Here is a 26,758-nt window from a genome sequence, read left to right as displayed (position 1 = left end):
AAGGAGACCCCAACCATGAGTAGAACCAGACAGCTTTTGAAACGAACACTTCCCGTACTGGCCGGAACCGTTACCGCAGCCCTCTTGCTAGCTGGCTGCGGAGGCGCTTCCGTGAACCAAGCGGCAGCCGCAGGCTCCTCGGAAACGCCCTGCGGAACCGTCAATGTCGCCCTCAACGCGTGGGTCGGTTACACGGCAAATGCGGCCGTCTACAGCTACGTAGCCCAAAACAAGCTCGGTTGCACAGTAGTCCAGAAGGACCTGTCGGAGCAGATCTCCTGGCAGGGCTTTGGTTCCGGTGAAGTCGATGTCATCCTCGAGAACTGGGGTCACGCCGACCTCACGAAGCAGTACATCACGGACCAAAAAGTGGCTGTGGACGCCGGCCCGACGGGCAACGAAGGGCACATCGGCTGGTACGTACCACCATGGATGGTCCAGAAGTACCCGGACATCCTGGACAGCAAGAACCTGAACAAGTACGCCTCACTCTTTGCCACCTCCGAATCAGGCGGCAAAGGCCAGGTCCTGGACGGCGACCCCGCCTTCGTGACCAACGACGAAGCCCTGGTCAAGAACCTTGGCCTCGACTACAAAGTGGTCTTCTCGGGCTCGGAAGCAGCTCTCATCCAGTCGTTCCGTACGGCCGAAAAGAACAAGACACCGCTGCTTGGCTACTTCTACGAACCGCAATGGTTCCTCTCCGAGGTCCCCCTCAAGAAGGTCAGCCTGCCCGCCTACACCCCGGGCTGCGATGCCGACGCCGAGAAGGTGGCCTGTGACTACCCCGACTACAAACTGAACAAAGTGATGGCCAAGAAGTTTGCGGACAGCGGTTCTCCCGCGGCGAAACTGCTCAAGGCCTTCTCGTGGACCAACGCCGACCAGGACTCGGTCGCAACGGACATCCAGGGCGGCATGAAGCCGGATGCCGCCGCCAAGAAATGGGTGGATGCCCACCCCGATGTGGTGGCTGCCTGGCTCAAATAGCCCCTGACGTTTGCTTTGAAGCTCCCCGGATCCTGCGATCCGGGGAGCTTCTTTTTTGCCTTTCCGGCCGGGGGCTTCATCCCCGTCGCGCCATTCTATGCAACCACGTTGCAGTGATTGCGCCATCCACCCCACCTAGCTCCCACCCACCCTCCCAACTAGCTAGCACTTGTTGTCGTTTAGCGCCCTCAAAACGACAACAAGTGCTAGTCAGTTGCGCGACAGCCGAAGACCCTTGACGGTGACGCGCAACACATCTATTCTGGTGCAACAGCGTTGCGTTGAATGCAACCCCAAAAGTTCTTGGTGGATTCATGAAAAACGAAACATCCTCCGTGGCAGCCATCCCGGGAAGCGCTCCTGCCGGATCCAAAGGCGGATCCGGCGACCTTCCCGACGAAGCAGCCATCCAAGGCGGCACATCGATGCCAGCCAATAGCCACACAGTCAGCAAAGACACCCGGCGACGGGTCATCACTGCAAGCTTCATCGGCAATTTCGTCGAATGGTTCGACTACGCCGTCTACGGCTACCTTGCCGGGATCATCTCGACCGTCTTCTTCCCCGCCTCGGACCGGCAGACCGCACTGCTCGCCACGTTTGGCGTCTTCGCCGTCTCCTTCTTTGTCCGTCCATTGGGCGGATTCATCTGGGGCCACATCGGTGACCGCCTCGGACGCAAACAAGCGCTCTCCCTCTCGATCGTGCTCATGTCCGTGGCTACGTTCTGCATCGCCCTCATCCCCGGCTACAACACCATCGGCGTCATAGCGCCGGTCCTCCTGCTGCTCGTCCGGGTTGTCCAGGGCTTTTCGGCGGCCGGCGAATACGCAGGTGCCTCAGCCTTCCTGGTGGAGTACGCGCCGGCCAATCGGCGCGGACTCTATGCCGCCGTCGTACCTGCCAGCACGGCGGCAGGCCTGCTGCTCGGTTCCCTTCTGGCGGCACTTCTCAGTTCGGTACTGAGCGCCGAGCAGCTCGGCGAATGGGGCTGGCGATTGCCCTTCCTCCTGGCCGCCCCGATGGGCCTGATTGGCCGCTACATCCGTACCAAACTCGAGGACACCCCGGCCTTCCGCGAAATGGCCGCGAAGGACACCGCAGTCAAGGCTCCGGCCTTCGCGATGTTCAAGACGTACCGCAAGCAGCTGATCATCGCGACGGGCGCGGTGCTGCTCAACGCCGTCGGCTTCTACGTGATCCTCAGCTACATGCCGACGTACCTTTCCGAGGAGCTTCATTTCGGTGCAGCCGAATCGTTCTTGGCCACCACCATTGCCCTCCTCAGCTACATCGGATTCATCTTCCTGACGGGTATCGCCTCGGACAGGTTCGGCCGCAAGCGCATGCTCATCACGGCTTCCGTACTGTTCGTGGTGCTGACCGTTCCGGCGTTCATGCTCCTCGACACCGGCAATTTCCTGGTCATTGTCCTGGTCCAGATCCTGCTGGGCGCCATGCTCACCCTCAACGACGGCACGCTGCCCAGCTTCCTTGCCGAGCTCTTCCCCACGAGGGTCCGCTACAGCGGCTTCGCCGTCAGCTTCAATCTCTCCAACGCCCTGTTCGGCGGCACCGCCCCGTTCATGGCAACACTCCTCATCGGCCTGACCCACAACCAGCTGGCCCCCGGCTGGTACCTCGTAGCAGCCTCCGTCATTTCCCTCATCGCGGTCCTCTTCGCTGTGGAGACTTCCAAGAAGCCCCTCCAGCAGGACTGAAAACAACCCACCCATTGAAAGGAACACCACCCATGACCATCACCGAGAATGAAGCCGTAAGCGACGTCGCCAAGCTTGAGCGCCTCAAGGTCCTCAACAACGGAGAGAAAGTCTCCCTGACGTTCTCCGACACAGAGTTTGAACGACGCCTCGCGGGTCTTCGCCGGATCATGGCCGAGAAGGATCTGGACGCCGTTGTCCTGACCAGCTACCACTCCATCAAGTACTACTCCGACTTCCTGTTCACCTACTTCGGCCGTTCCTACGCCATGGTGGTCACGGCCGACGACACCGTCACCGTTACCGCCAACATCGACGCCGGAATGCCGTGGCGCCGCAGCTACGGGGACAACCTTGTCTACACGGACTGGCGCCGGGACAACTACATCTTCGGTATCCAGGAAGTCCTGCGAACCCGCGGGATCACCGTCCGCCGCTTGGGTGTCGAGGACGATTCCCTTCCCCTGGACAACCGCAACAAGATCCAGGCCGCCTTCTCCGGGGCCACGCTGGTGGACGTCGCCCAGGCCGCCATGCGCCAGCGCATGATCAAATCGGCCGAAGAGATCGAGGTCATCAAGCACGGCGCCCGGATCGGCGACCTCGGCGGCGAGGCCATTCGCAACGCCATCACGGCAGGAATCACCGAGTACGAGGTTGCCCTGATCGGCACCGAAGCCATGGTGCACGAGATCGCCCGGACGTTCCCGGACTCCGAGATCCGCGACACCTGGGTGTGGTTCCAGTCCGGCATCAACACGGACGGCGCCCACAACTGGGCCACCACCCGCAAGATCCAGGAACACGACATCCTGTCCCTGAACTGCTTCCCCATGACCTCGGGCTACTACACGGCCCTGGAGCGCACCCTGTTCTACGGCGAACCCGATGCCCGCTCCCTGGAACTGTGGAACATCAACGTGGAGGTCCACAAGCGTGGCCTCGAGCTCATCAAGCCCGGGGCGGTCTGCAAGGACATCGCTGCTGAGCTCAACGAGATCTATGTTTCGCACGGTCTTCTCGCCAACCGCACCTTCGGCTACGGACACTCGTTCGGGGTCCTCTCGCACTATTACGGCCGTGAAGCCGGACTGGAACTGCGCGAGGACATCGACACGGTCCTGGAGCCCGGCATGGTGGTCTCCATGGAGCCGATGATCACCGTCCTCGATGGCCAGCCGGGTGCAGGCGGGTACCGGGAGCACGACATCCTAGTGGTCGGTGAAGACGGTGCCGAGAACATCACCAAGTTCCCGTTCGGCCCGGAATACAACATCATCGGCGCCTAACCCCCACTTCCCGTGGACATGCCCAGCCTTGCGCCCGAGCAATGGACATATGACTCATATGCTCATTGCTCTCGGCCAAGGCTGGGCATGTCCCCATTAAAAGAGCCATATAGTGACCATCATGACCCCAGCAGAACCGCGTGCAGAACCGCGTGCAACCACCAGCGAAACCCCGGCCAACGGCGATTCCAAAGGCGCTTCGGTACTCGAGAATGCCATTGCCGTGCTCCGCAGCTTCACCGCCGAAGAACCCTTGCTGGGAGTCACCGAGATCGCCGGCAGGATCGGCTTGCACAAGAGCACCGTGTCCCGGATCCTGGCAACCTTCGAACAAGAACATCTGGTGGAGCGCGACCCCGAGTCCCGCCGCTTCCGGCTCGGCTTGGGGATGATCGCCCTTGCCGGCCCCCTCCTTGCCGAACTGGAAGAGCGCCGCGTGGCCTATCCCGTGCTGCGTGAGCTGAGCGAACGGACAGGCGAGACGAGCGCGCTCATGGTGTGGAACGGGAGCGAATCCATGTGCGTAGAGCAAATCGCCAGCCGCCACCAGGTCAAGCACCTCGCCCCGCTGGGTGCCCGCTACAACGAGGCGCTCAGCTCCTCGGTGCAGGTCTTCCTCGCCGCCGAAGACGCCGACCGTGTCCGCAAGCTCCTCCGCAGCGGCTCCATTACATTGCCCGGTCTCGACGACGAAGCAATCGAGGCCTACCTGCTTCGGCTGCAGGAGTCCGTGACCCGGGGCTGGGCCTTCAATTTCGGCGAAACGTCCATCGAAGAAGTCGGCGTCGCATCGCCCGTCTTTGACCACCGCGGAGACATCGTTGCCTCCGTCCTGATCCCGGCGCCGAAGTTCCGGGTCTCGCAGGACACGCTCGCCAGCCTCGGCGAGGCATGCCAAGACGCAGCCCGCAAAGTCACCACGCGCCTGGGCGGCCGCGCCCCGCACTAACTCCCAAGTAGCTCGCATTTGTTGTCGTTATGAGCCACCATCACCAAGCAGTTAGCCCGCGACCACGGCGAGCGCTTCCTCGACGCTGTCCACCAGGAAGATCCGGCCCTCCATCACCTTCCCGGCAGCAAGGCTCTGCAACATGGGCCATGCGGGATACTTGTACTCCCAATGATCGCGCCCTACGAGCACCATGGGCGTGACGGTTTCCGGGGCGCCGTAGAAGTTCTCGCACGCGTCCTGGAAGATTTCCTGCACGGTGCCGGCTGAGCCCGGAAGGAACACGATCCCGCCGTTGCATAGCTCCAGCAGGATCGCTTCGCGCACGGAGTTGGCGAAGTACTTGGCGATGTGGGTGGCGAAGAGGTTGGGCGGCTCGTGTCCGTAGAACCAGGTGGGGATGCCCAGCGACGTCGTTCCGCTCGGATGGTGCCCGACGACGGCGGCCGCCGCCCGCGCCCACGCCGTCACCGAGGGACGGAAACCCGGCACCGCCGCGAGCGACTGCAGCGCGGAGGCGAAGTCGGCGTCGGGCAGTCCGCTCAAGTAGGCGCCCAAATTGGCGGCTTCCATGGCACCGGGCCCACCCCCGGTGGCTACCGTGAAGCCGGACAAGGCCAAGAGCCGGCCCAGGCGCGCCGCGTCGTCGAAGTCCTGTGTTCCGCGTTGCGCGACGTGGCCGCCCATGACTCCCACGATCTTGTTCCCCGCGAAATCCCCGTTGCCCAGGAGCTCGTCCAAGGCGTCCCCGATAGCGTGGTCGTGCAGGGCTGCGGCGAGGGTGGCGTCCAGGCTGGTCCGTTGCCCCGGCACGATGCTCCAGTGGTAGACCTGGGCATCCAAGGTGGCTTCGTATTCCGTGGAGTCAATGTCCTCGTACAGTTCGGCGGCGCTGTAGAGGCTGCCCCGGTACGGGTTGAACGGCACCCCGCGCAGCTTCGGAAAGATGAGTGCGCCGCGGCTCCGCAGGGAGTCCTCGACGCCGTCGTCGAAAGTACAGCCCAGGAAGATGGCGCCCTGGGGATCCAGCCGCTGCAGGTCGGCCCGTCGGCCCCGTAAGTCCAGCGACTGGGCGTGCCAACCGTGCATCGTTGCGGCACCGGAGCTCAGGAGCCTGTCGAAATGGGCCACGCTCTCAATGTCGAGCGTGCGGGGACTGGGAGTCAGTGCGCGCGACGGATTCATGGCATCAGCGTAAGCCCGCGGTTCCCGTTGCGCAGGAGTCTCCCGTCCAGTGCATCATGGAGCATGCAGACTTCCGAACAGCAGAGCAGCGTCCGGCCCCGGATCGGCATTCCCGTCCGCCTCAGCAGCTCCGAAAGCACGGATCCCCGCGTGGGAGAGGCGAATGAACTCTTCGACTTCATCGTCGAACTAGTGCGCGACTCCGGTGCCGAGCCTGTACTCCTGGACGCCTCCTTTACCGACGAAGCCGGTCCGCTGGCCGCCGAGCTTCGCTCCCTCAACGGGGTCCTGCTGCCCGGCGGCGGAGACCTGGATCCGCGACTCTATGGTGAAGAAGCGACTGACGCCTGCTACGACGTCAACCCTGACCAGGATCGCTTGGACTTGGCGGTGGCCCGTGGATCGCTCGACGCCGGCTTGCCCACCCTCGGAATCTGCCGCGGCCACCAACTCCTCAACGTGGTCTACGGCGGGACGCTCATCCAGGACATGCACCCCTCATCGGTCGAGCACAACGGCCTCAGCCCGGCGGAAGGCGAGCTCAGCGCCTGGGCGTGGCACGACGTCGAACTTTCACCGGAATCCAAAGTGGCTGGACTCTACAACGCACGGGGCTCGGTGCGGATTGCTTCGGGACATCACCAAGCCGTGGCCCGGATAGGCGATGGCTTGGTGGTGACGGCGGTCGCGGAGGACGGGACCGTGGAAGCCCTCGAGGATCCGCAGCGCTGGGTGGCATCCGTGCAATGGCATCCCGAGGCCTCGCAGCTGCCCGACGAGGAACGGCTCGCCCCGTTCAAGGCGTTCGTGGAGGTCTGCAGGACGCTGCGTCCGGTGGGGTGATGGAGCGGGACGCCCCCGCTCGCCGGAAACAATTTCCCGCGCCCGTGAACCTGACCGCTCCGGAATTCGTCTCATCAATGTGGCAAGCACCTTCGCGCCACCGGACACGAGAAGCGGGGAACCAAACATGAGGAGCAACCCCAAGGCCATGATGGTCATCGTTGGAGCGGCAGCCCTGATTGCCATGAGCGGTTGCGGGGCGTCCGGAACCGGCTACCAGGGCGCATCGTCGAGCCCACCTTCCGCCGCGTCGTCGACTGCTCCGCCGTCGGGGACCTCGCAATCGCTCACTATCACCATCAAGGACTTCGATTATCAAGGACCTGTCTCGGTCAGCCCGGGCGCCAAAATCACCGTGAAGAACGAGGACACGCAGGCCCACACGGTCACCTCGGACGACGGAAAGGCGTTCGACGCCGCCGTCGACGGCGCAGGCGGAACGGTCCAGTTCACGGCGCCCACCACACCGGGCAGCTACCCCTACCACTGCGCGTACCACTCCAACATGCACGGAACGCTGGTCGTGAAATGAGCACAGCAAAATGAGCACTCGTGAAGCGGCCCGCCGCAAGCCGGCGAGCCGCAAGCCAATGGACATTCTGTTGAGGCTGCTTGTGGCGGCAGCCCTGGTCGTCGACGCCGTGGTGCATTTCGACCTTGCCTCCGGTTACCAGTTGGGTGCCCCTGGCGGAATCGGTGAAGGCAATCTGTTCCGCCTTGAGGGCGCGGTCGCAATCCTCGTCGCCCTGTATGTCCTGGTCCGCGGCAGTCGGCCAGCCTACGCCGCCGGGGTGGTCGTCGCTGGAAGCGCCTTCATTGCGGTCCTCCTCTACCGCTATGTCGACATACCTGCCATCGGTCCGCTCCCGTCCATGTACGAGCCCGTATGGTTTTTCGAGAAGACCCTCAGCGCAGTCGCCGAGGGACTGGGCGCAGTCCTTGCCGGCGTCGGCTACGTCCGTCAACGCAGCAGCGCCCGACGCTCGTCCTGATGTCTGGACATGTCCCAAACAAGACCCCTGAAACGGCGCATTAAACGCGCCTCCAGCACCCTTGACCCGCGCAATGCTCCTGCTATCATCAGTAAAGCAGTATGTCCTATCAAGCGAACATGAGCGGACATGCTTGCAACTTCCAGGACGGTCCTGGAATGCGAGGGAGCATGCAATGGCGAATCAACTTGGCCTCACTATCGACCGTTCTTCCCCTGTGCCTTTGTACCACCAGGTGGTCCAGGGCATCGAGGCCGCCATCCACAGCGGAGTGCTGGAGCCCGGCAGCCGTTTGGACAACGAGATAGACCTCGCCGCCCAGCTCAACCTGTCCCGGCCCACCATGCGCAAGGCCATGGACGAGCTCGTCCGCTCGGGCCTGTTGGTCCGCAAGCGCGGCGTCGGCACACAGGTAGTGTCGAGCCAGGTCCGCCGGCCCCTGGAGCTCTCCAGCCTCTACGACGACCTGACCAACAACGGCAAGAAGCCCACAACGCAGGTCCTGAGCTTCTCGCACATGGAGGCGGACGCTGCGACGCTGACCGCCCTCCAGCTTCCGGCCGGTTCCAAGGTGTACCACTTCACCCGCTTGCGCAAAGTGGGCGGCAAGCCCCTGGCGCTCATGGAGAACTGGGTCCGCGACGACATCGCCACCATGGACGAGGCCATGCTCGCGGAAGAAGGCCTCTACGCCATCCTCCGCCGCGGCGGCGTCAATTTCCGGCTCGCTTCGCAGCGGATCGGCGCCATGATCGCAAATGACTACCAGGCACCGCTCTTGGAGGCGGAAGTCGGCTCGGCATTGGTCACGATGGAACGGACCGCCGTCGACGACACCGGACGCATGGTGGAAACCGGCCACCACGTGTACCGGGCCGATTCCTACAGCTTTGAAATGACACTCGTACAGCGCTAACGCAAGGACACAACTTCATGGCCAACTGGGTCTATCCACTGGGAACCGCCAACGACGGCGATTGGGACATCTCGCTCGGAACCTCCGATTCCGCGTTGACTGTGGACGGGTGGGCCCACACCGGGCTCAAGGTGGCCACGCTCGCCGCGGGCGCCGCCGTCGAACTCCCCGCCGCAACTGAGGAGCGGATCATTGTGCCGCTCAACGGCGCCTTCACGGTGACGGTCGACGACGTCGAGTATCCCCTCGCGGGGCGGGCGTCGGTTTTCCATGGCCCCAGCGATGTCCTGTATTCCGGCACGAACGCCGCGGTCACCATCAGTTCGCCCGACGGCGGCCGAGTCGCCGTCGCGACGGCCCCCGCCAACGCGTCGTACCCCACCAGGCTCGTGACCGCGGCCGAAACCCCTGTGGAGCTGCGCGGAGCAGGCAACTGCTCCCGCCAGGTCCACAACTTCGGCACTCCCGCCGCCCTTGAGGCCGACCGTTTCATCGTCTGCGAAGTGCTGACGCCCGCAGGCAACTGGTCCTCCTATCCTCCGCACAAGCATGACGAGGAAAAGGACGGCGAAACGGAGCTTGAGGAAATCTACTACTTCGAGACCCGCGTGGCTCAAGGCTCGGGCGCCCCTGCCGACGCCGATGCAATCGGCTATCAGCGTGTCTACGCCTCAGATGAACGGCCGATCGATGTGGCCGCGGAGGTTCGCACGGGCGACGTCGTTCTTGTTCCCTACGGCTGGCACGGCCCCGCCATGGCCGCTCCCGGCTACGACTTGTACTACCTGAACGTCATGGCCGGCCCGGGACCTGTGCGGGAATGGCTCATCAGCGACGACCCCCACCACGGGTGGGTGCGGCAGAGCTGGGACGGACAGGACATCGACCCCCGCCTGCCGTTCGGCGCCTAAGGAGCCGCACACCCAATCCCCACCGCCACCCTGGCGGCGTGGGCCCAAGCAGTTGTTGTCGTTCTGGGCCGTCAAAACGACAACAACTGCGAGCTAGTTGGGACCTGTAATCGCCTAACTCGCCTTCGCCCCCACTAGCGCCACTCTGACGGGAACTCCGCTTGCCAGCGACTCCTGCGCGGCATCCGCCACACGGGAAGCTGCGACGGCGTCCTCGGGGGTGCACGGGTTTTCCCGTTGGCCCAGGACCAGTTCAACGAAGGCCGCCATTTCCGAGCGGTAGGCCTGGTCGAAGCGTTCGGCGAAGGTCTTGTGGGGTTCTCCGGACGGGAAGGCGATCCCGGCCTCGGCTGATTCCATGGCTGTCTTGTCGTCCAGGCCAACCATGACGGAACGCTTGGAGCCCTGGATTTCGAGGCGGACGTCATGTCCCGCACCGTTGTAGCGGGTTGCCGAGACCGTGCCGACCGTCCCGTCGTCGAAGGTGATCAGAGCCAAGGCGGTGTCCACATCGCCCACTTCTCCGATGGCGGGATCGCCGTTGTTGGAACCCTTGGCATAGACCTCTACGATCTCGCGGCCGGTCAGCCAGCGCAGGATGTCGAAGTCGTGGACCGAGCAATCGCGGAACAACCCGCCGGACGTTGCCAGGAACTCCACGGCCGGCGGTGCCATGTCGCAGGTCACGGCGCGCAGTGAGTGGATCCAGCCGAGCTCCCCCGCTTGGTACGCACGCCTGGCTTCAAGGTAGCCGGCATCGAAGCGACGCTGGTGGCCGATCTGCACCACGCCATTGTTGGCACGGATATGTTCCAGGACAGGCAGCGAATCGGCCACATTCATGGCTACAGGCTTCTCGCAGAACACCGGGATACCGGCGTCCACCCCAGCTCGGATTAGTTCCGGGTGCGTACCCGTGCCGGTTGCGATCACCAGCCCATCCACGCCGGAGGCGATCAACGCCTCCACCGAGGGCAGGAACTCGGCGCCGAGACCAGCTGCGACTCGACGGGCGTGGTCTTCAGCCACGTCCGTGAGCCGCAACTCCACGTTGATGCCTTGTCCATTCAATTCCCCGTTGAGGGCCGCGATGTTGCTGGCATGCATGACGCCGATCCGCCCTACTCCAACCAGCCCGAGAACGACGTCCTTCATAGTGCTACCTCCGTTGAAAAAGCTGAGCTGTTGCGGGATTCCGCGGCCTCAACCGTGAACGCCCGCCGGAATGCCTCGAGCGCCTCCATGTCGTCTCCGCTGGCCCATGCCTCCATGCCGACGGTGCCTTCGTAGCCCGCGGCGACGAGCGCCCGAGCCACAGCCAGGTAATTGATTTCGCCGGTGCCGGGTTCACAGCGGCCGGGGACGTCCGCCACCTGGATCTCGCCGATGTGCGGCAAGGCGGTACGCACCAGTTCAATGAGGTTCCCCTCCCCCAATTGAGCGTGGTACAGGTCCAGCATCATCTTCACGTTGGGATGTCCGGCCGCCTCCACGAGCGCCAAAGTGTCCTTGGCCCGTGCGAGCGGAATTCCGGGGTGATCCAGCACGGTGTTGAGGTTTTCGAGGCAAAACGTCAGTCCGTGCTTTTCCCCGAGCGCGCCAAGGCGTTCAAGGGTCCGGGCACCCGTGATCCACATACTGCCGTTGGCCCGGTAGGCGGGACGGGCTGCTTTGCCGTCGATCAGCTCCGCCGAGTGCACCACCATGCGGCTGACGCCGAGTTCCAAAGCGGTCGGAACCAGCGTCTCGGCCGTCCTCACCACGTCATCGGCGGTGTCGGCGTCAACCAGGCTCCCGGAGGTGTACCCGGTCATGGAGGAAAAGACCGCGCCGCTCGACTTAAGCGCCGCAATGTCCTTGTTCCTCGAGTCCCAGAGTTCGACGTCGAATCCTGCCTCATGGATCCGACGTACCCGCTCGGCGAACGGCAGTTCCGTGAAGACCATTTCGGCGCAGACAGCCAGCCGCATCAGACACCGGCCTTGCTGTTGCTCGAAACTGCAGGTACCGCCACCGGTCCGCCTTGCTGGACCGATTCGATGCAGGCCAGCGCCACCGCGAGGGCGCGCCGCGCATCCGCGGCTCCCGGGGTGAGGGTGAAAGCGCCCGACGGCGGTTGCGTGCCATCGCGGCGCGCGCGGACTGCCGCCGCGAAGTCCACGAGCTCAGCGGTGTAGGCTTCGCGGAACAGTTCCACGTTGAGCCTCGGAGTCTCAGCGGAAAGGCCCTCTGCCGTGTACCTCAGGGCAGCCGTTTCAGTGGGCCGTCCGGCCTGCACCATGCCCTTGGAGCCGAAGACTTCGCCCCTGACGTCATAGCCGTACAGCGCACTGAAGTTGGCTTCCGCCACCGCCAGGGCGCCATTGCTGTAGCGGATGGTGACCACGGCGGTGTCCAGGAATCCCTGGTCACGAAGGCTCGGCTCAACCAGTGCGTCCGCGACGGCGTAGACCTCCACCGGTTCGGCGCCTTCGTTGAACCAGTTCAGAGTGTCGAAATCGTGGATGAGGGTTTCCAGGAAAATCGTCCAGGCCGGAATCCTGGCTGCATGTCCGATGCTCCCGGTACCCGGATCCCTTGTCAACGAGCGCAAGAGCTGCGGCTCCCCTACAATTCCTTCGGCCAGGTCCTTCTTCGCGGCTTGGAAGTCGGTGGCGTAACGGCGATTGAAGCCGATCTGGAAATGTACCCCGGCGGTTTCGACCGCGAGGAGGGCGGCGTCGAGCTCTTCGAGGCTCTGCGCGGCAGGCTTCTCGCAAAATACGTGCTTGCCGGCGGCCGCGGCCTGGGCGATCAGGGAAGCGTGAAAACGCGCCGGACTGGCGATGATGACGGCATCGATGTCAGGATCGGCCAGGATGTCCGCGGCGTCGGGGGTGACCTTCGCCGTACCAAGCTGGGAAGCCACGGACGCGGCGGAGTCCACGTTGGGATCGGCGACGGCGGCCAGGACCGCACCCGGAACCCTGCGAGCTATGCTTTCGCCGTGGAACGCTCCCATCCAGCCGGACCCTATGAGTCCAAGCCGCACAGGCGTGGGGAGACTGGAGGAGTGCTGTTCGATGTAGGCCATGGGCCCGTCCTTTCGATAGTCAGTACAACAATTGCTCAGGCGGCATTGCCTTCGCCCTGGAATTCAATGCCCACTTGGCGGCGGATTTCATCGGCAACATCCATCGTCCGGATGGAGGAGGCCAGGGGCCGTTGTTGGGTTTCCGTCTCACCCGCGGCGATGGCGCGGGCCACCGTTGCGGCTTCGAAGTGCAAGCCTTCCACATGCCCGCCCGCAGCCTCGTTGTGGCGAAGCCGCGTGCCGTCCGGGAAACGGAGCTCGAAACCGCCGGGCATATTGAAGGGGCCGTCGATGGTCAATGTGGCCTCGGAGCCAACGATCGTCGCCGCGGTGGGGGTGAAATTATGCAAGTGCGTATTCATCACGGCCTGGCCCCCGCCCGTGAATTGCATGATGGCGGAGAGTTGGGCGTTGACACCCGATTCGTGGGGCTCGCCGAAAGCGCTCAAGCGTTCCGGGGCGCCGAGGACTTCGGTGATGAGGGCCAGGGGGTAGGTGCCGAGGTCCAGCAATGGCCCGCCAGCCAGAGCGGGATCGAAGATGCGGTGGCCGCGTTCAAAGTGCTCACCGTATTCCGCCAGGACCGTCGTTACGGTACCCAGCGTCCCGGCGTCGAGCACTTGCCGGATCACGTCGAACTTCGGAAGGAAGAAGCTCCACATAGCCTCGGCGGCGAAAACGCCGGCTGCCTTGGCCCGCGCGGCGATATCCCGTGCCTGCGCGGCATTCAGGCCGATCGGTTTCTCGACCAGGACGTGTTTGCCGGCGTCGATGGCCATCAAAGCAGCCGCATGGTGGAAGTTGTGCGGAGTGCACACGTACACAATGTCTATGTCCGGAGCCGCGGCCAGCTCTTCGTAGCTTCCATAGGCGGCGGGCACGCCGAAAGCATCCGCGAACGCCTTGGAGCGGTCCAGGGAGCGGGAGCCGACGGCGGCGATCACTTGCGTTGAGTGGGCCTGCACCGATTCCGTGAAGCGTTCGGCAATCCACCCCGGACCCATGATCCCCCAGCGCAACGCCGGAGCGTCGCGCGAATCCGGCACCCTTGATACTGGCAGACCGGATGAAACCATCAGTAGATCACCTTTGTGTAGGCTCCGTCGCTGTGGAGCGAGCGGATCATCGCTTGTGCGAGCTGCGACGCGCGCAGGCCATCCTCACCCGTGGCGAGCGGCGCCGGCTCTCCCTTTTCGAGGGCGGAGATCCAGGCCTGAAGTTGCAGGCGGTACGCGTCGGCGAAACGTGGACGCCAGTCTGCGGGGATTTCGGAGCTGCGCTTCCCTTCCTGCCGGACATCGAGGGCGGCCGGTTCCGGGAGCGCGGCAGTGCCGAACTCCGAAACAACCTCGCACCGGGTGGTGTAACCGTACTGGGCGTTGAGGAAGAGTTCGAGCGTTGCCAGGGTGCCGTCGGCTGCGCGTAGGAGCATGAAGGCCGGGTCCCGCAGGTCACCCGTGCTGTACCGGGAGCTCCGCCCCGCTTGCCAGGACACCTCAGTGATGGGCGAATCCAACAGCCAGGGGATGATGTCCAGCTCGTGGATGGCCGAGTTGGTGATGGCGGACTCCGAGCTCGCGCCCGGTCCTGCGGATACGGTCCGGCTGGTGCAGTGGACCTGCAAAGGCTCGCCTTGCGTGCGTGCCCGGGTGGCTTCGCGCAAGGCGACATAGCCGGGATCGAAGCGCCTCATGAAGCCCATCGACAGCAGCCGCGCACCCGTTGCGGCCAAGAGGTCGGCTTCGGCCTCCACCACTTCGCGGCTTTCCAGGAGCGTGGGAGCCAACGGCTTTTCGCACAATACCGGGGTCATCGCTTCGAAGCATTCCAGCACCAGTCCCGCATGGGTGGAGTCATGGGAAGCGACGACGACGGCGTCAACGTCGCTGGAGTTGATCAGCTCGGAGGGGTCGGTGGTGATGCGTGCGGATGGCGGCGCCGCAGCTGCCGCACGTCCGGCGTCGAGGTCTGCCACGAAGGTGACTTCGGCCCCGCTGATGGTGGTGGAGAGGTTCCTGATGTGGTCTGCGCCCATGACACCGGCGCCGATAACGCCAACCCGGATCGGCATGCTGTCTTCCCGTCTACTACTTCGTGCACATTCCCGCAGTGGCATGGCGAGCGGGGGCCCGTCCGGTTTTCCGGCGGACCCCCCTCTCCGTCCGCGCTGTCTCCCCGCGCGCTAAGCGTGCCGCGGGCTGCTTTCCCTTGAATTGTCAGCTGCGCCCGCGACGTCGGTCACTTCGGATACCCCGGCGACTTCGGCTTGGACTTCCTTGAGGGCCTGGGTGTGTCCGCCGAGTTGTTCGAGTTCGTGGGCGAGTTCGGCCAGTTCCGCGCCGCCGGCCATCTGGGCGGTGAGTTCGTCCAGGGTGATGTCCTTCTTGTCGTAGTAGCCGATGGACTTGCCGCGCTTGAGCAGCAGGAAACGGTCCCCGACCGGGAAGGCGTGGTGCGGGTTGTGCGTGATGAAAATGACGCCCAGCCCGCGGTCGCGGGCCTGCAGGATGTAGCGGAGCACGACGCCGGACTGCTTCACGCCCAGCGCGGCGGTGGGTTCGTCCAGGATCAGCACCTTCGCCCCGAAGTACACGGCCCTCGCGATCGCCACGCACTGGCGTTCACCGCCGGAGAGCTGGCCGATGGGTTGTTCGACATCGCGCAGGTCGATGCCCATCTGGGCCAGTTCCTTGAGCGTGATGTCCTTCATCTTCTGGACATCCATGGACTTGAACGGGCCCCAGCCGGTGGTCAGTTCCGAGCCGAGGAAGAAGTTCCGCCAGATCGGCATCAACGGCACCACGGCCAGGTCCTGGTACACGGTGGCGATGCCGGCGTCCAGGGCGTCGCGGGGGGAGTTGAACTTCCGCTCCTCCCCCATGATCTTCAGCACCCCGGCGTCGTGCTGGTGCAGTCCGGCGATGATCTTGATCAGCGTGGACTTGCCCGCGCCGTTGTCCCCCAGCACGCAGGTGACGCGACCGTTGTCCACGGCCATGGTCACGTCCCGCAGGGCGATGATGTTCCCGTAGTGCTTGCCCACCGCGTCCAGGGAGAGCAGGTGCACGGGGGTGTGGGTCAGCGGGTCCTTTTCATCCCGGAGCAGGGTCTGCTGGTCGATCTGTTTGGCATTCATTCTCTTGCGCCCCTTCTACTTGAGCTCTGCGCGGCGTTTGACGATGAGGTTCACGATGGTGGCCAGCAGCAGCATCAGGCCCAGGAAGAACTTGAACCAGTCCGGGTTCCACTGCGCGTACACGATGCCCTTGTTCGCCATCCCGAAGATGAACGCACCGATCGCCCCGCCCACCGCGGAACCGTAACCGCCGGTGAGCAGGCAGCCGCCGATCACCGCGGCAATGATGTACAGGAACTCGTTGCCCACGCCCTCACCGGACTGCACCGCGTCGAACGCGAAGAGGTTGTGCATGCCCAGGACCCAGCCGCAGAACCCCACCGCCATGAACAAGCCGATCTTGGTCTTGGTCACCGGGACACCCACGGCGCGGGCAGCGTTCGCGTCACCGCCGGCGGCGAAGATCCAGTTGCCCACCTTCGTGCGCAGCAGCACCCAGGACGCGATCGCGACCAGGATGATCCAGAAGAACACCGTGATCTTCACCTCGACCCCGCCGATGCTGACCGACGACGCGAACACCGCATGCGCCGACTCGAACCCGTCCAGCTTGGAAATCGACGGCGAGGACACGGACCCGCCGATCAGCCGGGTCAGGGCCAGGTTCAGGCCCGTGAGCATCAGGAACGTCGCCAGCGTCACGATGAAGGACGGCAGCTTCGTCTTGACCAGGATCCAGCCATTGATGAAACCGATGCCGAGCGAAACGACGAGCGCCAGCACGACGCCGACCCACGCGTTCAGCGAGAAGTTCCAGCTGAACAGCGAGGCAGTCAGTGCCGAGGAGATCACGGCTACACCGGTGGAGAGGTCGAACTCGCCGCCGATCATCAACAGCGACACCCCCACCGCCATGATCCCGATCGTCGAAGAACCATACAGCACGGTCGCGAGCGCGTTCGGCTGCGTGAACGTCTGGGACACCGAAGCGAAGAAAATGAAGAGAACAACGGCCCCCACGAGGGCGCCGACTTCAGGCCTGCCCAGAAACTTCTGGACCGGGCTCCGGCGTCCGATCCGCTCATCGCCGGGGGCCGAAGCCGGTGCCGGCGGCAGGGTTGCTGTGTTTGCCATAGGAAGAACTCCTTGTTGGTCAGGCCGCGCGGCGGTCACCCGCCGCGCGGCCAGAATCCTGGATCTAGCGGACGCCCTGCTGGGCGAATTTGAGGACGTCGGAAGCGTTGGACTTGTCCACGATGGTGGGACCGGTCAGAACGGGCTGGCCGCCGCCGAGCTTGAAGCCGCCGCGCTTGGCCTGCCACAGGGAGTCAACGGACATGTAGCCCTGGAGCCACGGCTGCTGGTCCACGGTGAAGATCACAGAGCCGTCCACGATTTTCTGGGCGAGGTCCGCGTTCAGGTCGAAGCTGGCCACCTTTGCAGAGCTGCTGGCGTCCGTGACGGACTTGAGGAGCGTGAGGGTGATCGGCGCGCCCAAGCCGATGATGACATCTGCATCCTTGGCTGCCTGGAGCTTCGCAGTGGCGGTGGACTGGACCGCAGTCATGTCCTTGCCATCGACGTAAAGGATTTCCGTTCCAGGCACTTTCGCCTTGACACCGGCACACCGTGCCTCAAGGCCAACGTGGCCTTGCTGCTGGATCACGCAGACCGGGTGTTTGAAGCCTTGCGATGCAAGCTTGGTTCCGACGGCCTCGCCAGCGAGCTTCTCGTTCGAGCCGAAGTGGGTGAACGCGCCGAGCTGTGCCGAGACGCCTTCGCCGGCGTTGAGGCTCACTACGGGGATACCGGCATCGGTTGCTTTCTTAAGGACGTCCTTGAGGGCATCCGGCGTGGCGAGCGTGACGGCTATGCCGTCAACCTTTTGGTCGATAGCCTGCTGCACGAGCTGGGCCTGGCGGCCAGCTTCGGGGTCGCTTGTGTACAGGAGGTCAACATTGTCCTTCGCGGACGCTTCCTCAGCGCCCTTACGGACGATATCCCAGAATGTATCGCCTGCCGCCGCGTGGGTGATGAGGGCGACTTTCATACGCGGAGTGCTGACGGCTTGACCGCCGCCGGCGGCGTTACCGCTGTCAGCTGGCTTCCCGCCCGTGCTGGAACAAGCGCTTAGAGCCATCATCGGAACGACGGCCGCAACGAGTGCCGCCTTCCGCCAGGAAAACTTCTTCACGATTTATCTCCTTTGATTGGGGTTGTGGCCCTGCCACTCTGCAGGAGCTCAAAGCCCTCTACACAGATCATGGTGACTCGCCTCACAGATGTCAATACTTTGTCCTGACATTAGGATGTTTTTACGTGAGATGGTCACGTGATCTCCCGGGGAACACCGTTCAGATCGGGGCTACGGGGCGGGCCGAGACGTGGTGCTTCGCACCACCAGGACGGGATCAATCAGGGTGCGCTCGGGCTTGATGGCGGGGTCTTCAATCCTGGCGAGCAGCCTGTGCGCAGCATTAATGCCGACAACGTCGCTTCGGTTGTCGACGGAAGTGATGTCCAAGTACCTCGACTTGGCCAGCGGGGAATTGTCGTAGCCGATCACAGAAATGTCGTTGGGCACGCGAAGGCCCCTGGCCTTGAGGACGGCAAAGGCGCCCACGGCCATGGTGTCATTGGCCGCGAAGATCGCGGTGGTGTCCGGATGGTGGTCCAGGAGCCAGGAGGCTGCGGCATAGCCATCTTCCTCCGAAGTACCTTGGGACTCGGCAATCAGGAGGTCGACGCCGGCCTCCTGGATCCGCCGCCGGAAACCGGCGCGCCGATGGGCTGACGCGCCGTCGAACCCTGAGAGATGGCCGATGCGGGTATGGCCCAGCTCCAGCAAGTGGCTCGCGGCCAGGCCGCCTCCGCCGTCGTCGTCGTTGGTAATGAGGTCGGCGCCGCTCGGCACCCCCATGCGCCATCCGGCCACCACCGTGGGTACCCAGGTCCGCGCCAGCATAGGCTCGCTCGGTTCCGCCGCGATCACCAGCGCATCAATGTGCATGGCGAGGAGGCCGTCCGTGGCTTCTTTGATGCGGTGCTCGCCGGGCCGGGAGTCGGCCAGCATGACGTGGTATCCGAGATCGGAGAGGACGGATTCCATGCCCCTCAGCAGGTCCACGAACCAGAGGTTCCGGTAGTCGTCGATCACCAGGCCGATGCTCTTGGTCCGATTGCTCGCGAGGGTGGTCGCGGCCCGGCTGGGCCGGTAGCCCAACTCCGATATTGCGGCCTGGACGGCTTCGCGGCGCTTGTCACTGACCCTCGCCGGCGCTTGGAGGACCAAGGACACCAACGACGGCGAGACGCCGGCTAGCTTGGCAACGTCGTAGATGGTGGGGCGGCGGGTTTTTGGACTGCTGGCACTCATGGTTCGGGAACCTTTCTCCTCTGCTGTCAAGGGTATTCGCAAGACATTGACAGGACATACTCACATGATTACGCTGTAAGTCCAGTGCTAAATTGTAGCGCTCCAAAATGCCCCGGTGTGCTCGACACCCAGGCTGAATTTCGAAGGAGAAATCAATGGCTGAGAGCCTAGGGGTCGCCGTCATCGGCGCAGGAATGGCCGGCAAGGCACACGCGGCGGCCTACCGCACAGCGTCTGCCCTTTATAGCCCCGTGCTTCCGCCGGTGCGCCTCGTGTCGATCGGGGACGTGAACCCGGAGTTCGGGTCCCTCGCTGCCCGGCGTTTCGGCTACGAACGCAATGACACCTTATGGCAGGCGATCGCGGAAGCGGACGATATCGACGTCGTGAGTGTCGTCATCGCGAATTCCCTTCACCGCGAGGTGGTCGAGGGACTCCTGGCCGCAGGGAAGCACGTCCTCTGCGAGAAGCCGCTGAGCGACTCGATCGAGGACGCCCGGGCCATGGCGGACGCAGCCCGCAACGCTTCCAGCATCGCGCGCATCGGCTTCACGTTCCGCCGCACACCGGGCATCGCCTACATCCGCGACTTGATCCGCACCGGCGTCCTCGGCAAGGTGCTGCACTTCAGCGGCCGCTACTGGACCGACTACGGCTTCAGCCCTTCCGCTCCCATGAGCTGGCGCTACAAGGGGGGTCCCGGCTCCGGTGCGCTGGCCGACGTCGGAAGCCACCTGGCCTACGTCTCCGAGTTCCTGTGCGGCGACATCACGTCCATCAGCGGCGGTCGCCTGAGCACCGTCATCGACAAGCGCCCTGTGCCCCTTGGCGCGGTCATGGGCCACGACCACGCCGCTGTCAGCGACATCTTCGAGGCCGTAGAGAACGACGACTACGCTGCTTTCAACGCAGCATTCGAGAACGGCGCGGGCAGCTTCGAAGTGTCCCGCGTTGCAGCCGGCCACGCCAACAGCCTCAACTTCGAAGTGTTCTGCGAAAACGGTGCGGCGAAGTTCGACCAGCGCCGCCCCTCCGAAATCCAGCTCTTCCTCAACGATGGCTCCGGCAACGAGAACGGCTACCGCCAGGTCATCCTCGGCCCGGGCCACCCCTACATCGCCGGCGGCCTCGCCATGGACGCCCCCGAAGTGGGCTTCGGGCAGAACGACGCCTTCGGTTACCAGGCCCGGGCGTTCCTCGAGGAGGTCGCCGGACTTCCGGAATCCGAGTCACTCCCCCGCTGCGCCACGTTCGACGAAGGCGTCCGCAACATGGAACTGCTCGGCGCCGTCACCGAATCCGCACTCAACAACGGAAAGACCATCACGCTATGAAACTCGGCGTCTACAACGCAATCCTGCACGACAGGCCGCTTCCCGAGGCCTTGAAGGTCATCGCGGACCTGGGTCTGACGGGCATCGAGATCAACACCGGCGGCTTCCTCCCCGCGGTCCACGTCCCCACCTTCGACGACATTCTTGTCTCGGATGCCGCCCGCGACGACTACCTCGCGATCTTCGAGGGGACCGGCGTCGCGATCGCAGGACTGAACTGCAACGGCAACCCCTTGCACCCCAAACGCGAGATCGGCGAGAAGCATGCCGAGGACATCCGCCGCACCATCCGGCTTGCAGAGCGCCTCGGCCAGAACCGGGTAGTGACCATGTCCGGCCTGCCCGGGGGAGAGCCGGGAGCCACCACAGTGAACTGGGTGGTCAATGCCTGGAACTCGGCGGCCTTGGATGTACTGGACTACCAGTGGGACGTCGCGGCGAAGTTCTGGCGCGAGACAGACCGACTGGCCGCGGACCATGGCGTCAAGGTGGCCCTCGAGCTGCACCCGCAGAACATCGTGTTCAACACCGCAGATGTCCACAAGCTCATCGAGCTTACGGGCGCCACCCACGTCGGCGTCGAACTGGATGCCTCGCACCTGTTCTGGCAGCAGATGGATCCAGTAGCCGTGGTCCGCGAACTCGGACCCCTGGTCTTCCAGGCAGCCGCGAAAGACGTGCGCATCAACACCGCGAACGCAGCCCTCTACGGGGTGCTCGACAACAGCTTCCGCCGGCTCTCCCCGGAGGAAAGCCGCACCAACCTCGGCGGCGACGAATGGGCCAACGAGTGGCCCAAGAACTCCGCGTGGGACTTCGTTGCCCTCGGCCGCGGGCACGACACCGCCTACTGGACCGAGTTCCTGCGTGCCCTCTATGAAGTGGACCCGAACATGCTGGTCAACATCGAGCACGAAGACACTTCCCTCGGCCGGATCGAAGGACTCGAAGTGGCAGCCAAGGTCCTGCGGGATGCCGACGCAGCGCTGGAAGCGTCGCTGAAGGTGACGGCGTAGGGGGTTCCTCGCTAGCCGGTTCACCGAACCACAGAGGAGGGCCTCATCCGAGATGGGGCCCTCTTGTGTTGGCCTGCAGTGCTCTCTATTCCCACCCTTGTTACACTGGATGATGAATCCATAAAATAGTCAAGCAAAGACTCGTGGTGTGGGCCAGGGAGGCAATCATGGAAGAGTTCGCGGATTTCCGGGCACCGCTATACGAGGTGAAGGCCAATCTGTTCAAGGGGCTGGCCCACCCGGTCAGGATCCGGGTATTGGAGCTGCTGTCGGCCGCGCCCGAAGTGTCGGTGACAGAGCTTCTGGCCGCAACGGGCCTGGAGGCCTCGCACCTGTCCCAGCATCTGTCGGTGCTGCGCCGATACCACCTCGTCAAGGGAGAGCGACGGGCACTGCAGATGTTCTACACCCTCGCTTACCCGCAGGTTGCGGAACTCCTCTCCGTTGCCAGACTGCTGCTCAACGACATTCTGCACACCACCCGGGCGCAGCTTGAGTCCTCAGAGGCGACTGCATCCGCGTCAGCCGCAGCGGCCAGCACCCGGTGAAGCTACTGGTCGCGGTCCGCGCCTTGCTGCCCGGGCGGCAGGATTACGCGCTATTGCCCGGTACCTGGAAAGGAGACTTGGTTGCCGGGGTCACGGTCGGCATCGTCGCGCTGCCGCTGGCCCTGGCATTCGGTGTCAGCTCCGGCGCGGGTGCGGCCAGCGGATTGATCACCGCGGTGATCGCCGGCGTGATCGCGGCCGTCTTCGGTGGTTCCAACATCCAGGTCTCCGGACCCACCGGAGCCATGGTCGTGGTTCTGGGCCCCGTGATCGCGGCCCACGGGCTCGGTGCCCTGGCGGCGGTCTCGGTCCTTGCCGGGGTGATAGTGGTGGCCGCCGGGCTACTCAAACTCGGGCGGGTCGTGACGCTCCTACCGTGGCCGGTGATCGAGGGCTTCACCGTCGGAATCGCGGTGATCATCTTCCTTCAGCAGGTCCCTGCCGCGTTTGGCACCAAGCCGGGACCCAGCAGCAACGCCGTCATCTCTGCCGTCCAGGCCATCGGCACCGTGTCCCCTGCCTCGTTCCTTGCGCCGGTTGCCGTTGTGGCTCTGGTGGCGGTCATCATGATTGCGTCACCGCGGATCCACCCCCGGATCCCGGGCTCGCTCATCGCGATCATCATTGCCACTGTGGCCGCGCAGTTCCTCGACCTGCCTGTGACCCGGATCGGAGCCCTGCCCGATTCCCTGCCGGCCCCGATGATCCCCTCCCTGGACCTGGGGACGATCACCGCGCTGGCCGGGTCCGCGGCTACGATCGCAGCCCTGGCCGCGATCGAGTCGCTGCTCTCGGCACGGGTCGGGGCGTCGATCTCCGATACCGGCCCCTATGACGCGGACCGTGAGCTCCTGGGCCAGGGCCTCGCGTCCGTCGCGTCCGGATTCTTCGGCGGCATGCCGGCCACTGGTGCCATCGCCCGCACAGCGGTCAACATTCGTTCCGGGGGCCGGACACGCCTTGCCGCCATTACCCATGCGCTGGTCCTGCTTGCCGTGGTGTACCTGGCCACCGGCCCGGTTTCCCGCATCCCCCTTGCTGCCTTGGCCGGGGTCCTGATGGTCACCGCGACTCGCATGGTCTCCCTCAAGACGCTGCGCAGCGTGATCGGATCGACCCGCGCCGACACGGTCGTGTTCTTCGTCACCGCACTGATCACCGTTTCCTTCGACCTGATCGAGGCCGTGGAGATCGGGATCGCCGTCGCTGCATTCTTCGCCTTGCGTGCTTTGGTCCGGTCCAGCGGTGTGCACCGGGAAGAAATCCCCGGCCCGGTCCACGAAGGGGACGAGCACATCGCCGTGTTCCGGCTCGACGGGGCACTATTCTTCGCCGCTGCCGAGCGCGTCCTGGAGCGGGTCAGCGCCATCCGGAACGTCGACGTCGTGATCATCCGCATGTCGCAGCTGCAGATCCTGGACGCAACCGGTGCCAGAACCATCACAGACATCGTCCAGGCCCTGGAACGCCGCGGAATCACCGTGCTGATCAAAGGGATCCAGGAACGCCACCTTCGGCTCGTCACCCAGGTGGGGGTCCTGGACTCCCTTCGCCACCACAAACACCTCTTCACCGAACTGGGCCCAGCCGTCGAACACGCCCGAAGCCACGTCGCCCGCGCCGCCAGCGCACGCAACCCCGGCAAGACCCCGTAAACCGGTCCAGCCGCGGCCGCCCTTATTGGACCTTCGCGATGTATTTGCCCATGGTTTCCAGCTGGTAGCGGGACACCTCGTTGGCGTTGTCGTCCTCGGCGAAGACGCTGGACACCATGACGGTGTTGTCCTTGTCCAGGAAGCCGATTTCCTTGAGTCCGCCGAAGAACTCGTCCCAGTTGACGTCGCCGTCGCCGATCTTGAGGTGCTGGTGGACGCGCACGGCGTTTCCCGGCGGGTTGGTGATGTAGCGCAGCCCGTGGGAGGCGTGGTGGTCCATGGTGTCGGACACGTGGACCAAGCGCAGCTTGTCCCCCGCGGCCCGCATGATGTCGAGCGGCTTGTTGCCCATGTGAAACGTGTGGGAGGCAACGTAGACCATGCCGATGTTGGGCGAATTCACGCCACGGATGACACGCAGCGCGGCGAGTCCGTCCTCCACGAAGTCGTCCGGGTGCGGGTCGATGAGGACGTCCAGGCCTTCGCGCTCGATAATCGGCAGCAGCTCTTCCATGGAACGGTAGAAGGCCCTTTCGGACTCCTCCGCCTTTTCCGGGCGGCCGCTGAATTCGGTATTCATCGTCTGCACGCCAAGATCGACCGTGATCTGGATGGCGCGCTTCCAGTAACGGACAGCGGCCTCGCGGGCGTCTTCGTCCGGTCCGGACCAGCGCAGCACCGGGAGCACCGAGGCGATCTCGACGTCGGCGTCCTTGCAGGCTTTCTTCAGCTGGCCGACCAATTCGTCGTCGGCCTTCGGGTGGTTGAAGAACGGGATGAAGTCCGCGTGCGGGGTCAGCTGGAGGTAGTTATACCCGAGATCGGCGGCCAGCCGCGGAAACTCCAGCAGGCCGTGGCTGTGGTGGAACGGGGTGGGATCGAGGGCAATCTTCATGGCCACTCCTACTTGTACAGCTCAGGCTTGGTGTTGAGCTGTACCGCGACCTTCTCGCCCGACTTCTGGGCCTCAACGCCGGCTTCGCAGCACGCAGCGGTGGCATAGCCGTCCCAGGCGGTGGGGCCGCCGATTTCGCCGCGGCGGGCGGCGTCAACCCAAGCCTGGACCTCGACGTCGTACGCGGCACCGAAACGCTCTTCGAAACCTGGCGTGACCTTGCCGCCCCAGCGGCCGGCGCTGCGGACGTAAGGACCGCCGTCGCCACCGATGCTCACAATGCCGTCCTCGAAGGACGCCTGGGTGGCGACTTCGTAGCCGAACTTGGCGTTCACGTAAATTTCGACGTCGGCCAGGACACCGGACTCCGTCTCGATCAGGACGTGCTGCGGGTCGTGCTGGCCGTTCGGGGCGTTGCGCGTCGCCTTGCCCAGGCGGACCTGCACGGAGGTGATTTCCTCACCGGTGAAGAAGCGGATGGCATCGAATTCGTGGACCACGGAGTCGTTGATGAGCATCTCGTTGGTGAAGCCCTGAGGAGTGTCCGGGTTGCGGTGCTGGTGGTGGAGCATGAGCAGCTCGCCGAGTTCACGATCGCGGATCACGGAACCCAAGGCGGCGTATTCGGCGTCGAAGCGGCGCATGAAGCCCACCTGGATGCGCTTGTGGCCGGTTGCCGTTTCGGCCTGGACAACCTTCCAAGCGCTTTCGGCATCCGGGGTGAGCGGCTTCTCGCAGAGGATCGGGAAGTCCTTCTCCAGTGCCTTGTACAGGATTTCCTCGTGCAGGAAACCGGGCGTCGCGATCAGCACGGCGTTGACGTCGCCGTTGTTGAGGGCATCATCGGCGCTGGCGAGGGCGACGGCGCCGTCGATCCCTGCGATGGCGGCCTGCGCACGGGCGAGGTCGACGTCGACGACGGCGGCCACCTCGGCGCCGTGGATGCGGGTGCTGAGCCGCTTGATGTGGTCGGCGCCCATGCGGCCTGCGCCGATGACGGCCACGCGGAGAATGTCAGTCATTGTTTCTGTCCTTGGTTGTTTGTGCTTGAGAGGCAGCGTTAGTTGACAACCGTGCGGGAGCCGCACGAGAGCAGGTAGTTTCGGGTGCGCTTGGCGATGGGCATCGGGACGTCGAAGGCCACGGGGTACATGTCCTGTTCCACAATGCCAAAGATCGGGCGGTTAAGTCCTTCAACGGCTTCGATGACGGCGCGAAGATCCGGCAGTCCGTTCGGCGGTTCGGTCATGACGCCGGCCAGGTTTGCTGCCGCCCAGGTCATGTTTTCCTCATTGACCTTCTTCAGGACATCCGGGTTGATCTGCTTCAGGTGCAAGTAGCCGATGCGGTCCGGGTAATTCTTGATCAGTTCCAGGCTGGAGGCTCCGCAGTATTCCGCGTGCCCGGTGTCCAGGCACAGGTTCAGGTACTGGGGATCGGTCTCGGCGAGCAGGTGCTCGATATCCGACTGGGCGCCGACGTGGGAATCTGCGTGGGAGTGGAATTGCTGCTTGAGGCCGAAGTCTTCCAGCAACACCTTGCCCATGCGGTTGTGGCCGGCGAACAGATCGTTCCACTGATCCTGGGACAGCTCCCCGCTCTCCACGGCCTCGCCGGTGACGTCGTCGCGCCACATCGCCGGAATGACCACGATGTGTTCGCCGCCCATGGCTGCAGTCAGCTCAGCCACCTTGCGTGCCGGCTCCCAGGCTTCCTCGTACTGTGCGGCACCGCGATGGAAGGCCGTGAAGACCGTTCCCGCCGTGACCTTGAGGTCACGCTGCTTGAGCTCCTCGGCGAGGCGGGCAGGGTCGTTCGGCAAGTATCCGTAGGGGCCCAGCTCGATCCACTTGTAGCCGGACTCGGCCACTTCGTCCAGGAAGCGTTCCCACGGGGTCTGCTTGGGGTCATCCGCGAACCAGACGCCCCAGGAGTCCGGGGCCGTGCCGATGATGAGTTTGTTCTCTGTCATTGCTCAATCCTTAACGT

General features: G+C 64.3%; 26 protein-coding genes. 13 read left to right on the top strand and 13 right to left on the bottom strand.

The features are described from left to right. The first annotated feature begins 15 nt into the window (after positions 1 to 15). The 4 genes from QRN51_RS09775 (at position 16) to QRN51_RS09760 (ending at position 4,949) form a co-directional block, all read left to right on the top strand. Entirely contained in the window at positions 16 to 990 is a 975-nt protein-coding gene (locus QRN51_RS09775; RefSeq protein WP_284989671.1) for an ABC transporter substrate-binding protein, read from the top strand. A 425-nt stretch (positions 991 to 1,415) separates the two neighbouring features. Further along, positions 1,416 to 2,711: an MFS transporter gene (locus tag QRN51_RS09770; protein ID WP_284989734.1), complete on the top strand. Its 1,296-nt coding sequence runs from the start codon at positions 1,416 to 1,418 to the stop codon at positions 2,709 to 2,711. A gap of 32 nt (positions 2,712 to 2,743) precedes the next feature. Next, complete coding sequence (locus QRN51_RS09765) at positions 2,744 to 4,000, top strand: aminopeptidase P family protein (protein ID WP_284989670.1); 1,257 nt, start codon at positions 2,744 to 2,746, stop codon at positions 3,998 to 4,000. Between the two features lie 121 nt (positions 4,001 to 4,121). Then, positions 4,122 to 4,949 (top strand): IclR family transcriptional regulator, encoded by an 828-nt coding sequence (locus tag QRN51_RS09760; protein WP_284989669.1) that lies wholly within the window; start codon positions 4,122 to 4,124, stop codon positions 4,947 to 4,949. Positions 4,950 to 5,000: 51 nt separating this feature from the next. Here the strand turns inward: QRN51_RS09760 and QRN51_RS09755 are convergent, their stop codons facing one another. Next, positions 5,001 to 6,134 carry an LOG family protein gene (locus QRN51_RS09755; RefSeq protein ID WP_284989668.1) on the bottom strand — a complete coding sequence of 378 codons (1,134 nt, stop codon included), beginning with the start codon at positions 6,132 to 6,134 and terminating at the stop codon, positions 5,001 to 5,003. A gap of 63 nt (positions 6,135 to 6,197) precedes the next feature. On the opposite strand from QRN51_RS09755, the gene QRN51_RS09750 reads away from it, so the two are divergent. The 5 genes from QRN51_RS09750 (at position 6,198) to iolB (ending at position 9,796) form a co-directional block, all read left to right on the top strand. Next, a complete protein-coding gene (locus tag QRN51_RS09750) occupies positions 6,198 to 6,977 on the top strand; it encodes a gamma-glutamyl-gamma-aminobutyrate hydrolase family protein (RefSeq protein ID WP_059388158.1) in 780 nt (259 codons plus the stop codon). Positions 6,978 to 7,104: 127 nt separating this feature from the next. After that, positions 7,105 to 7,509, top strand: a complete 405-nt coding sequence (locus QRN51_RS09745; RefSeq protein ID WP_284989667.1) for a cupredoxin domain-containing protein — start codon at positions 7,105 to 7,107, stop codon at positions 7,507 to 7,509. A gap of 10 nt (positions 7,510 to 7,519) precedes the next feature. After that, positions 7,520 to 7,969 (top strand): hypothetical protein, encoded by a 450-nt coding sequence (locus QRN51_RS09740; RefSeq protein WP_284989666.1) that lies wholly within the window; start codon positions 7,520 to 7,522, stop codon positions 7,967 to 7,969. Between the two features lie 175 nt (positions 7,970 to 8,144). Then, entirely contained in the window at positions 8,145 to 8,885 is a 741-nt protein-coding gene (locus QRN51_RS09735) for a GntR family transcriptional regulator (protein WP_059388160.1), read from the top strand. Between the two features lie 17 nt (positions 8,886 to 8,902). After that, on the top strand, positions 8,903 to 9,796 hold the full coding sequence (gene iolB, locus QRN51_RS09730; protein WP_284989665.1) for a 5-deoxy-glucuronate isomerase: 894 nt from the start codon (positions 8,903 to 8,905) through the stop codon (positions 9,794 to 9,796). A 114-nt stretch (positions 9,797 to 9,910) separates the two neighbouring features. On the opposite strand, the gene QRN51_RS09725 is transcribed toward iolB, so the two are convergent. The 9 genes from QRN51_RS09725 to QRN51_RS09685 all read right to left on the bottom strand — a co-directional run bounded on the left by QRN51_RS09725 (position 9,911) and on the right by QRN51_RS09685 (position 19,321). Continuing rightward, the gene (locus QRN51_RS09725; RefSeq protein WP_284989664.1) at positions 9,911 to 10,951 is read right to left on the bottom strand and encodes a Gfo/Idh/MocA family oxidoreductase; all 1,041 of its coding nucleotides are present in this window, start codon (positions 10,949 to 10,951) and stop codon (positions 9,911 to 9,913) included. Then, positions 10,948 to 11,766 (bottom strand): TIM barrel protein, encoded by an 819-nt coding sequence (locus QRN51_RS09720; RefSeq protein ID WP_284989663.1) that lies wholly within the window; start codon positions 11,764 to 11,766, stop codon positions 10,948 to 10,950. Before QRN51_RS09720 ends, QRN51_RS09725 begins: the two co-directional genes overlap by 4 nt. After that, positions 11,766 to 12,869 (bottom strand): Gfo/Idh/MocA family oxidoreductase, encoded by a 1,104-nt coding sequence (locus QRN51_RS09715; protein ID WP_284989662.1) that lies wholly within the window; start codon positions 12,867 to 12,869, stop codon positions 11,766 to 11,768. Before QRN51_RS09715 ends, QRN51_RS09720 begins: the two co-directional genes overlap by 1 nt. Positions 12,870 to 12,904: 35 nt before the next feature. Continuing rightward, positions 12,905 to 13,945, bottom strand: coding sequence for a Gfo/Idh/MocA family protein (locus QRN51_RS09710; protein ID WP_284989661.1), 1,041 nt, complete (start codon positions 13,943 to 13,945; stop codon positions 12,905 to 12,907). Further along, on the bottom strand, positions 13,945 to 14,940 hold the full coding sequence (locus QRN51_RS09705) for a Gfo/Idh/MocA family oxidoreductase (RefSeq protein ID WP_284989660.1): 996 nt from the start codon (positions 14,938 to 14,940) through the stop codon (positions 13,945 to 13,947). Before QRN51_RS09705 ends, QRN51_RS09710 begins: the two co-directional genes overlap by 1 nt. A gap of 111 nt (positions 14,941 to 15,051) precedes the next feature. Beyond that, positions 15,052 to 16,005: an ATP-binding cassette domain-containing protein gene (locus QRN51_RS09700; RefSeq protein WP_284989659.1), complete on the bottom strand. Its 954-nt coding sequence runs from the start codon at positions 16,003 to 16,005 to the stop codon at positions 15,052 to 15,054. Between the two features lie 15 nt (positions 16,006 to 16,020). Next, positions 16,021 to 17,079: an ABC transporter permease gene (locus tag QRN51_RS09695; protein WP_284989658.1), complete on the bottom strand. Its 1,059-nt coding sequence runs from the start codon at positions 17,077 to 17,079 to the stop codon at positions 16,021 to 16,023. A gap of 64 nt (positions 17,080 to 17,143) precedes the next feature. Continuing rightward, positions 17,144 to 18,139 (bottom strand): substrate-binding domain-containing protein, encoded by a 996-nt coding sequence (locus tag QRN51_RS09690; RefSeq protein ID WP_284989657.1) that lies wholly within the window; start codon positions 18,137 to 18,139, stop codon positions 17,144 to 17,146. 171 nt (positions 18,140 to 18,310) lie between these two features. Next, complete coding sequence (locus tag QRN51_RS09685) at positions 18,311 to 19,321, bottom strand: LacI family DNA-binding transcriptional regulator (protein WP_284989656.1); 1,011 nt, start codon at positions 19,319 to 19,321, stop codon at positions 18,311 to 18,313. Between the two features lie 155 nt (positions 19,322 to 19,476). Here QRN51_RS09685 and QRN51_RS09680 point away from each other — a divergent pair, with 155 nt between their 5' ends. The 4 genes from QRN51_RS09680 to QRN51_RS09665 all read left to right on the top strand — a co-directional run bounded on the left by QRN51_RS09680 (position 19,477) and on the right by QRN51_RS09665 (position 23,874). Next, positions 19,477 to 20,655 carry a Gfo/Idh/MocA family protein gene (locus QRN51_RS09680; protein WP_284989655.1) on the top strand — a complete coding sequence of 393 codons (1,179 nt, stop codon included), beginning with the start codon at positions 19,477 to 19,479 and terminating at the stop codon, positions 20,653 to 20,655. Further along, a complete protein-coding gene (locus QRN51_RS09675; RefSeq protein WP_284989654.1) occupies positions 20,652 to 21,671 on the top strand; it encodes a sugar phosphate isomerase/epimerase family protein in 1,020 nt (339 codons plus the stop codon). Before QRN51_RS09680 ends, QRN51_RS09675 begins: the two co-directional genes overlap by 4 nt. Before the next feature lie 167 nt (positions 21,672 to 21,838). Continuing rightward, complete coding sequence (locus tag QRN51_RS09670) at positions 21,839 to 22,219, top strand: ArsR/SmtB family transcription factor (protein WP_284989653.1); 381 nt, start codon at positions 21,839 to 21,841, stop codon at positions 22,217 to 22,219. Continuing rightward, on the top strand, positions 22,216 to 23,874 hold the full coding sequence (locus tag QRN51_RS09665) for a SulP family inorganic anion transporter (RefSeq protein ID WP_284989652.1): 1,659 nt from the start codon (positions 22,216 to 22,218) through the stop codon (positions 23,872 to 23,874). Before QRN51_RS09670 ends, QRN51_RS09665 begins: the two co-directional genes overlap by 4 nt. Before the next feature lie 22 nt (positions 23,875 to 23,896). On the opposite strand, the gene QRN51_RS09660 is transcribed toward QRN51_RS09665, so the two are convergent. From QRN51_RS09660 to QRN51_RS09650, 3 genes are read right to left on the bottom strand one after another with little or no spacing between them, the layout of a single operon-like run. After that, positions 23,897 to 24,769 carry a sugar phosphate isomerase/epimerase family protein gene (locus QRN51_RS09660; protein WP_284989651.1) on the bottom strand — a complete coding sequence of 291 codons (873 nt, stop codon included), beginning with the start codon at positions 24,767 to 24,769 and terminating at the stop codon, positions 23,897 to 23,899. An 8-nt stretch (positions 24,770 to 24,777) separates the two neighbouring features. Then, positions 24,778 to 25,791 carry a Gfo/Idh/MocA family protein gene (locus QRN51_RS09655; RefSeq protein ID WP_284989650.1) on the bottom strand — a complete coding sequence of 338 codons (1,014 nt, stop codon included), beginning with the start codon at positions 25,789 to 25,791 and terminating at the stop codon, positions 24,778 to 24,780. Positions 25,792 to 25,829: 38 nt separating this feature from the next. Continuing rightward, a complete protein-coding gene (locus tag QRN51_RS09650; RefSeq protein ID WP_284989649.1) occupies positions 25,830 to 26,741 on the bottom strand; it encodes a sugar phosphate isomerase/epimerase family protein in 912 nt (303 codons plus the stop codon). Between the last annotated feature and the right edge of the window lie 17 nt (positions 26,742 to 26,758).

The organism is Arthrobacter sp. efr-133-TYG-120, assembly GCF_030209785.1.
GTDB lineage: Bacteria > Actinomycetota > Actinomycetes > Actinomycetales > Micrococcaceae > Arthrobacter.
This window is presented reverse-complemented; position numbering and strand designations above follow the sequence as displayed.

Coding starts and splice junctions, on each gene's coding strand:
- QRN51_RS09775 (WP_284989671.1), top strand. CDS start 16: ATGAGTAGAACCAGACAGCTTTTGAAACGAACACTTCCCGTACTGGCC.
- QRN51_RS09770 (WP_284989734.1), top strand. CDS start 1,416: ATGCCAGCCAATAGCCACACAGTCAGCAAAGACACCCGGCGACGGGTC.
- QRN51_RS09765 (WP_284989670.1), top strand. CDS start 2,744: ATGACCATCACCGAGAATGAAGCCGTAAGCGACGTCGCCAAGCTTGAG.
- QRN51_RS09760 (WP_284989669.1), top strand. CDS start 4,122: ATGACCCCAGCAGAACCGCGTGCAGAACCGCGTGCAACCACCAGCGAA.
- QRN51_RS09755 (WP_284989668.1), bottom strand. CDS start 6,134: ATGAATCCGTCGCGCGCACTGACTCCCAGTCCCCGCACGCTCGACATT.
- QRN51_RS09750 (WP_059388158.1), top strand. CDS start 6,198: ATGCAGACTTCCGAACAGCAGAGCAGCGTCCGGCCCCGGATCGGCATT.
- QRN51_RS09745 (WP_284989667.1), top strand. CDS start 7,105: ATGAGGAGCAACCCCAAGGCCATGATGGTCATCGTTGGAGCGGCAGCC.
- QRN51_RS09740 (WP_284989666.1), top strand. CDS start 7,520: ATGAGCACTCGTGAAGCGGCCCGCCGCAAGCCGGCGAGCCGCAAGCCA.
- QRN51_RS09735 (WP_059388160.1), top strand. CDS start 8,145: ATGGCGAATCAACTTGGCCTCACTATCGACCGTTCTTCCCCTGTGCCT.
- iolB (WP_284989665.1), top strand. CDS start 8,903: ATGGCCAACTGGGTCTATCCACTGGGAACCGCCAACGACGGCGATTGG.
- QRN51_RS09725 (WP_284989664.1), bottom strand. CDS start 10,951: ATGAAGGACGTCGTTCTCGGGCTGGTTGGAGTAGGGCGGATCGGCGTC.
- QRN51_RS09720 (WP_284989663.1), bottom strand. CDS start 11,766: ATGCGGCTGGCTGTCTGCGCCGAAATGGTCTTCACGGAACTGCCGTTC.
- QRN51_RS09715 (WP_284989662.1), bottom strand. CDS start 12,869: ATGGCCTACATCGAACAGCACTCCTCCAGTCTCCCCACGCCTGTGCGG.
- QRN51_RS09710 (WP_284989661.1), bottom strand. CDS start 13,945: ATGGTTTCATCCGGTCTGCCAGTATCAAGGGTGCCGGATTCGCGCGAC.
- QRN51_RS09705 (WP_284989660.1), bottom strand. CDS start 14,940: ATGCCGATCCGGGTTGGCGTTATCGGCGCCGGTGTCATGGGCGCAGAC.
- QRN51_RS09700 (WP_284989659.1), bottom strand. CDS start 16,005: ATGAATGCCAAACAGATCGACCAGCAGACCCTGCTCCGGGATGAAAAG.
- QRN51_RS09695 (WP_284989658.1), bottom strand. CDS start 17,079: ATGGCAAACACAGCAACCCTGCCGCCGGCACCGGCTTCGGCCCCCGGC.
- QRN51_RS09685 (WP_284989656.1), bottom strand. CDS start 19,321: ATGAGTGCCAGCAGTCCAAAAACCCGCCGCCCCACCATCTACGACGTT.
- QRN51_RS09680 (WP_284989655.1), top strand. CDS start 19,477: ATGGCTGAGAGCCTAGGGGTCGCCGTCATCGGCGCAGGAATGGCCGGC.
- QRN51_RS09675 (WP_284989654.1), top strand. CDS start 20,652: ATGAAACTCGGCGTCTACAACGCAATCCTGCACGACAGGCCGCTTCCC.
- QRN51_RS09670 (WP_284989653.1), top strand. CDS start 21,839: ATGGAAGAGTTCGCGGATTTCCGGGCACCGCTATACGAGGTGAAGGCC.
- QRN51_RS09660 (WP_284989651.1), bottom strand. CDS start 24,769: ATGAAGATTGCCCTCGATCCCACCCCGTTCCACCACAGCCACGGCCTG.
- QRN51_RS09655 (WP_284989650.1), bottom strand. CDS start 25,791: ATGACTGACATTCTCCGCGTGGCCGTCATCGGCGCAGGCCGCATGGGC.
- QRN51_RS09650 (WP_284989649.1), bottom strand. CDS start 26,741: ATGACAGAGAACAAACTCATCATCGGCACGGCCCCGGACTCCTGGGGC.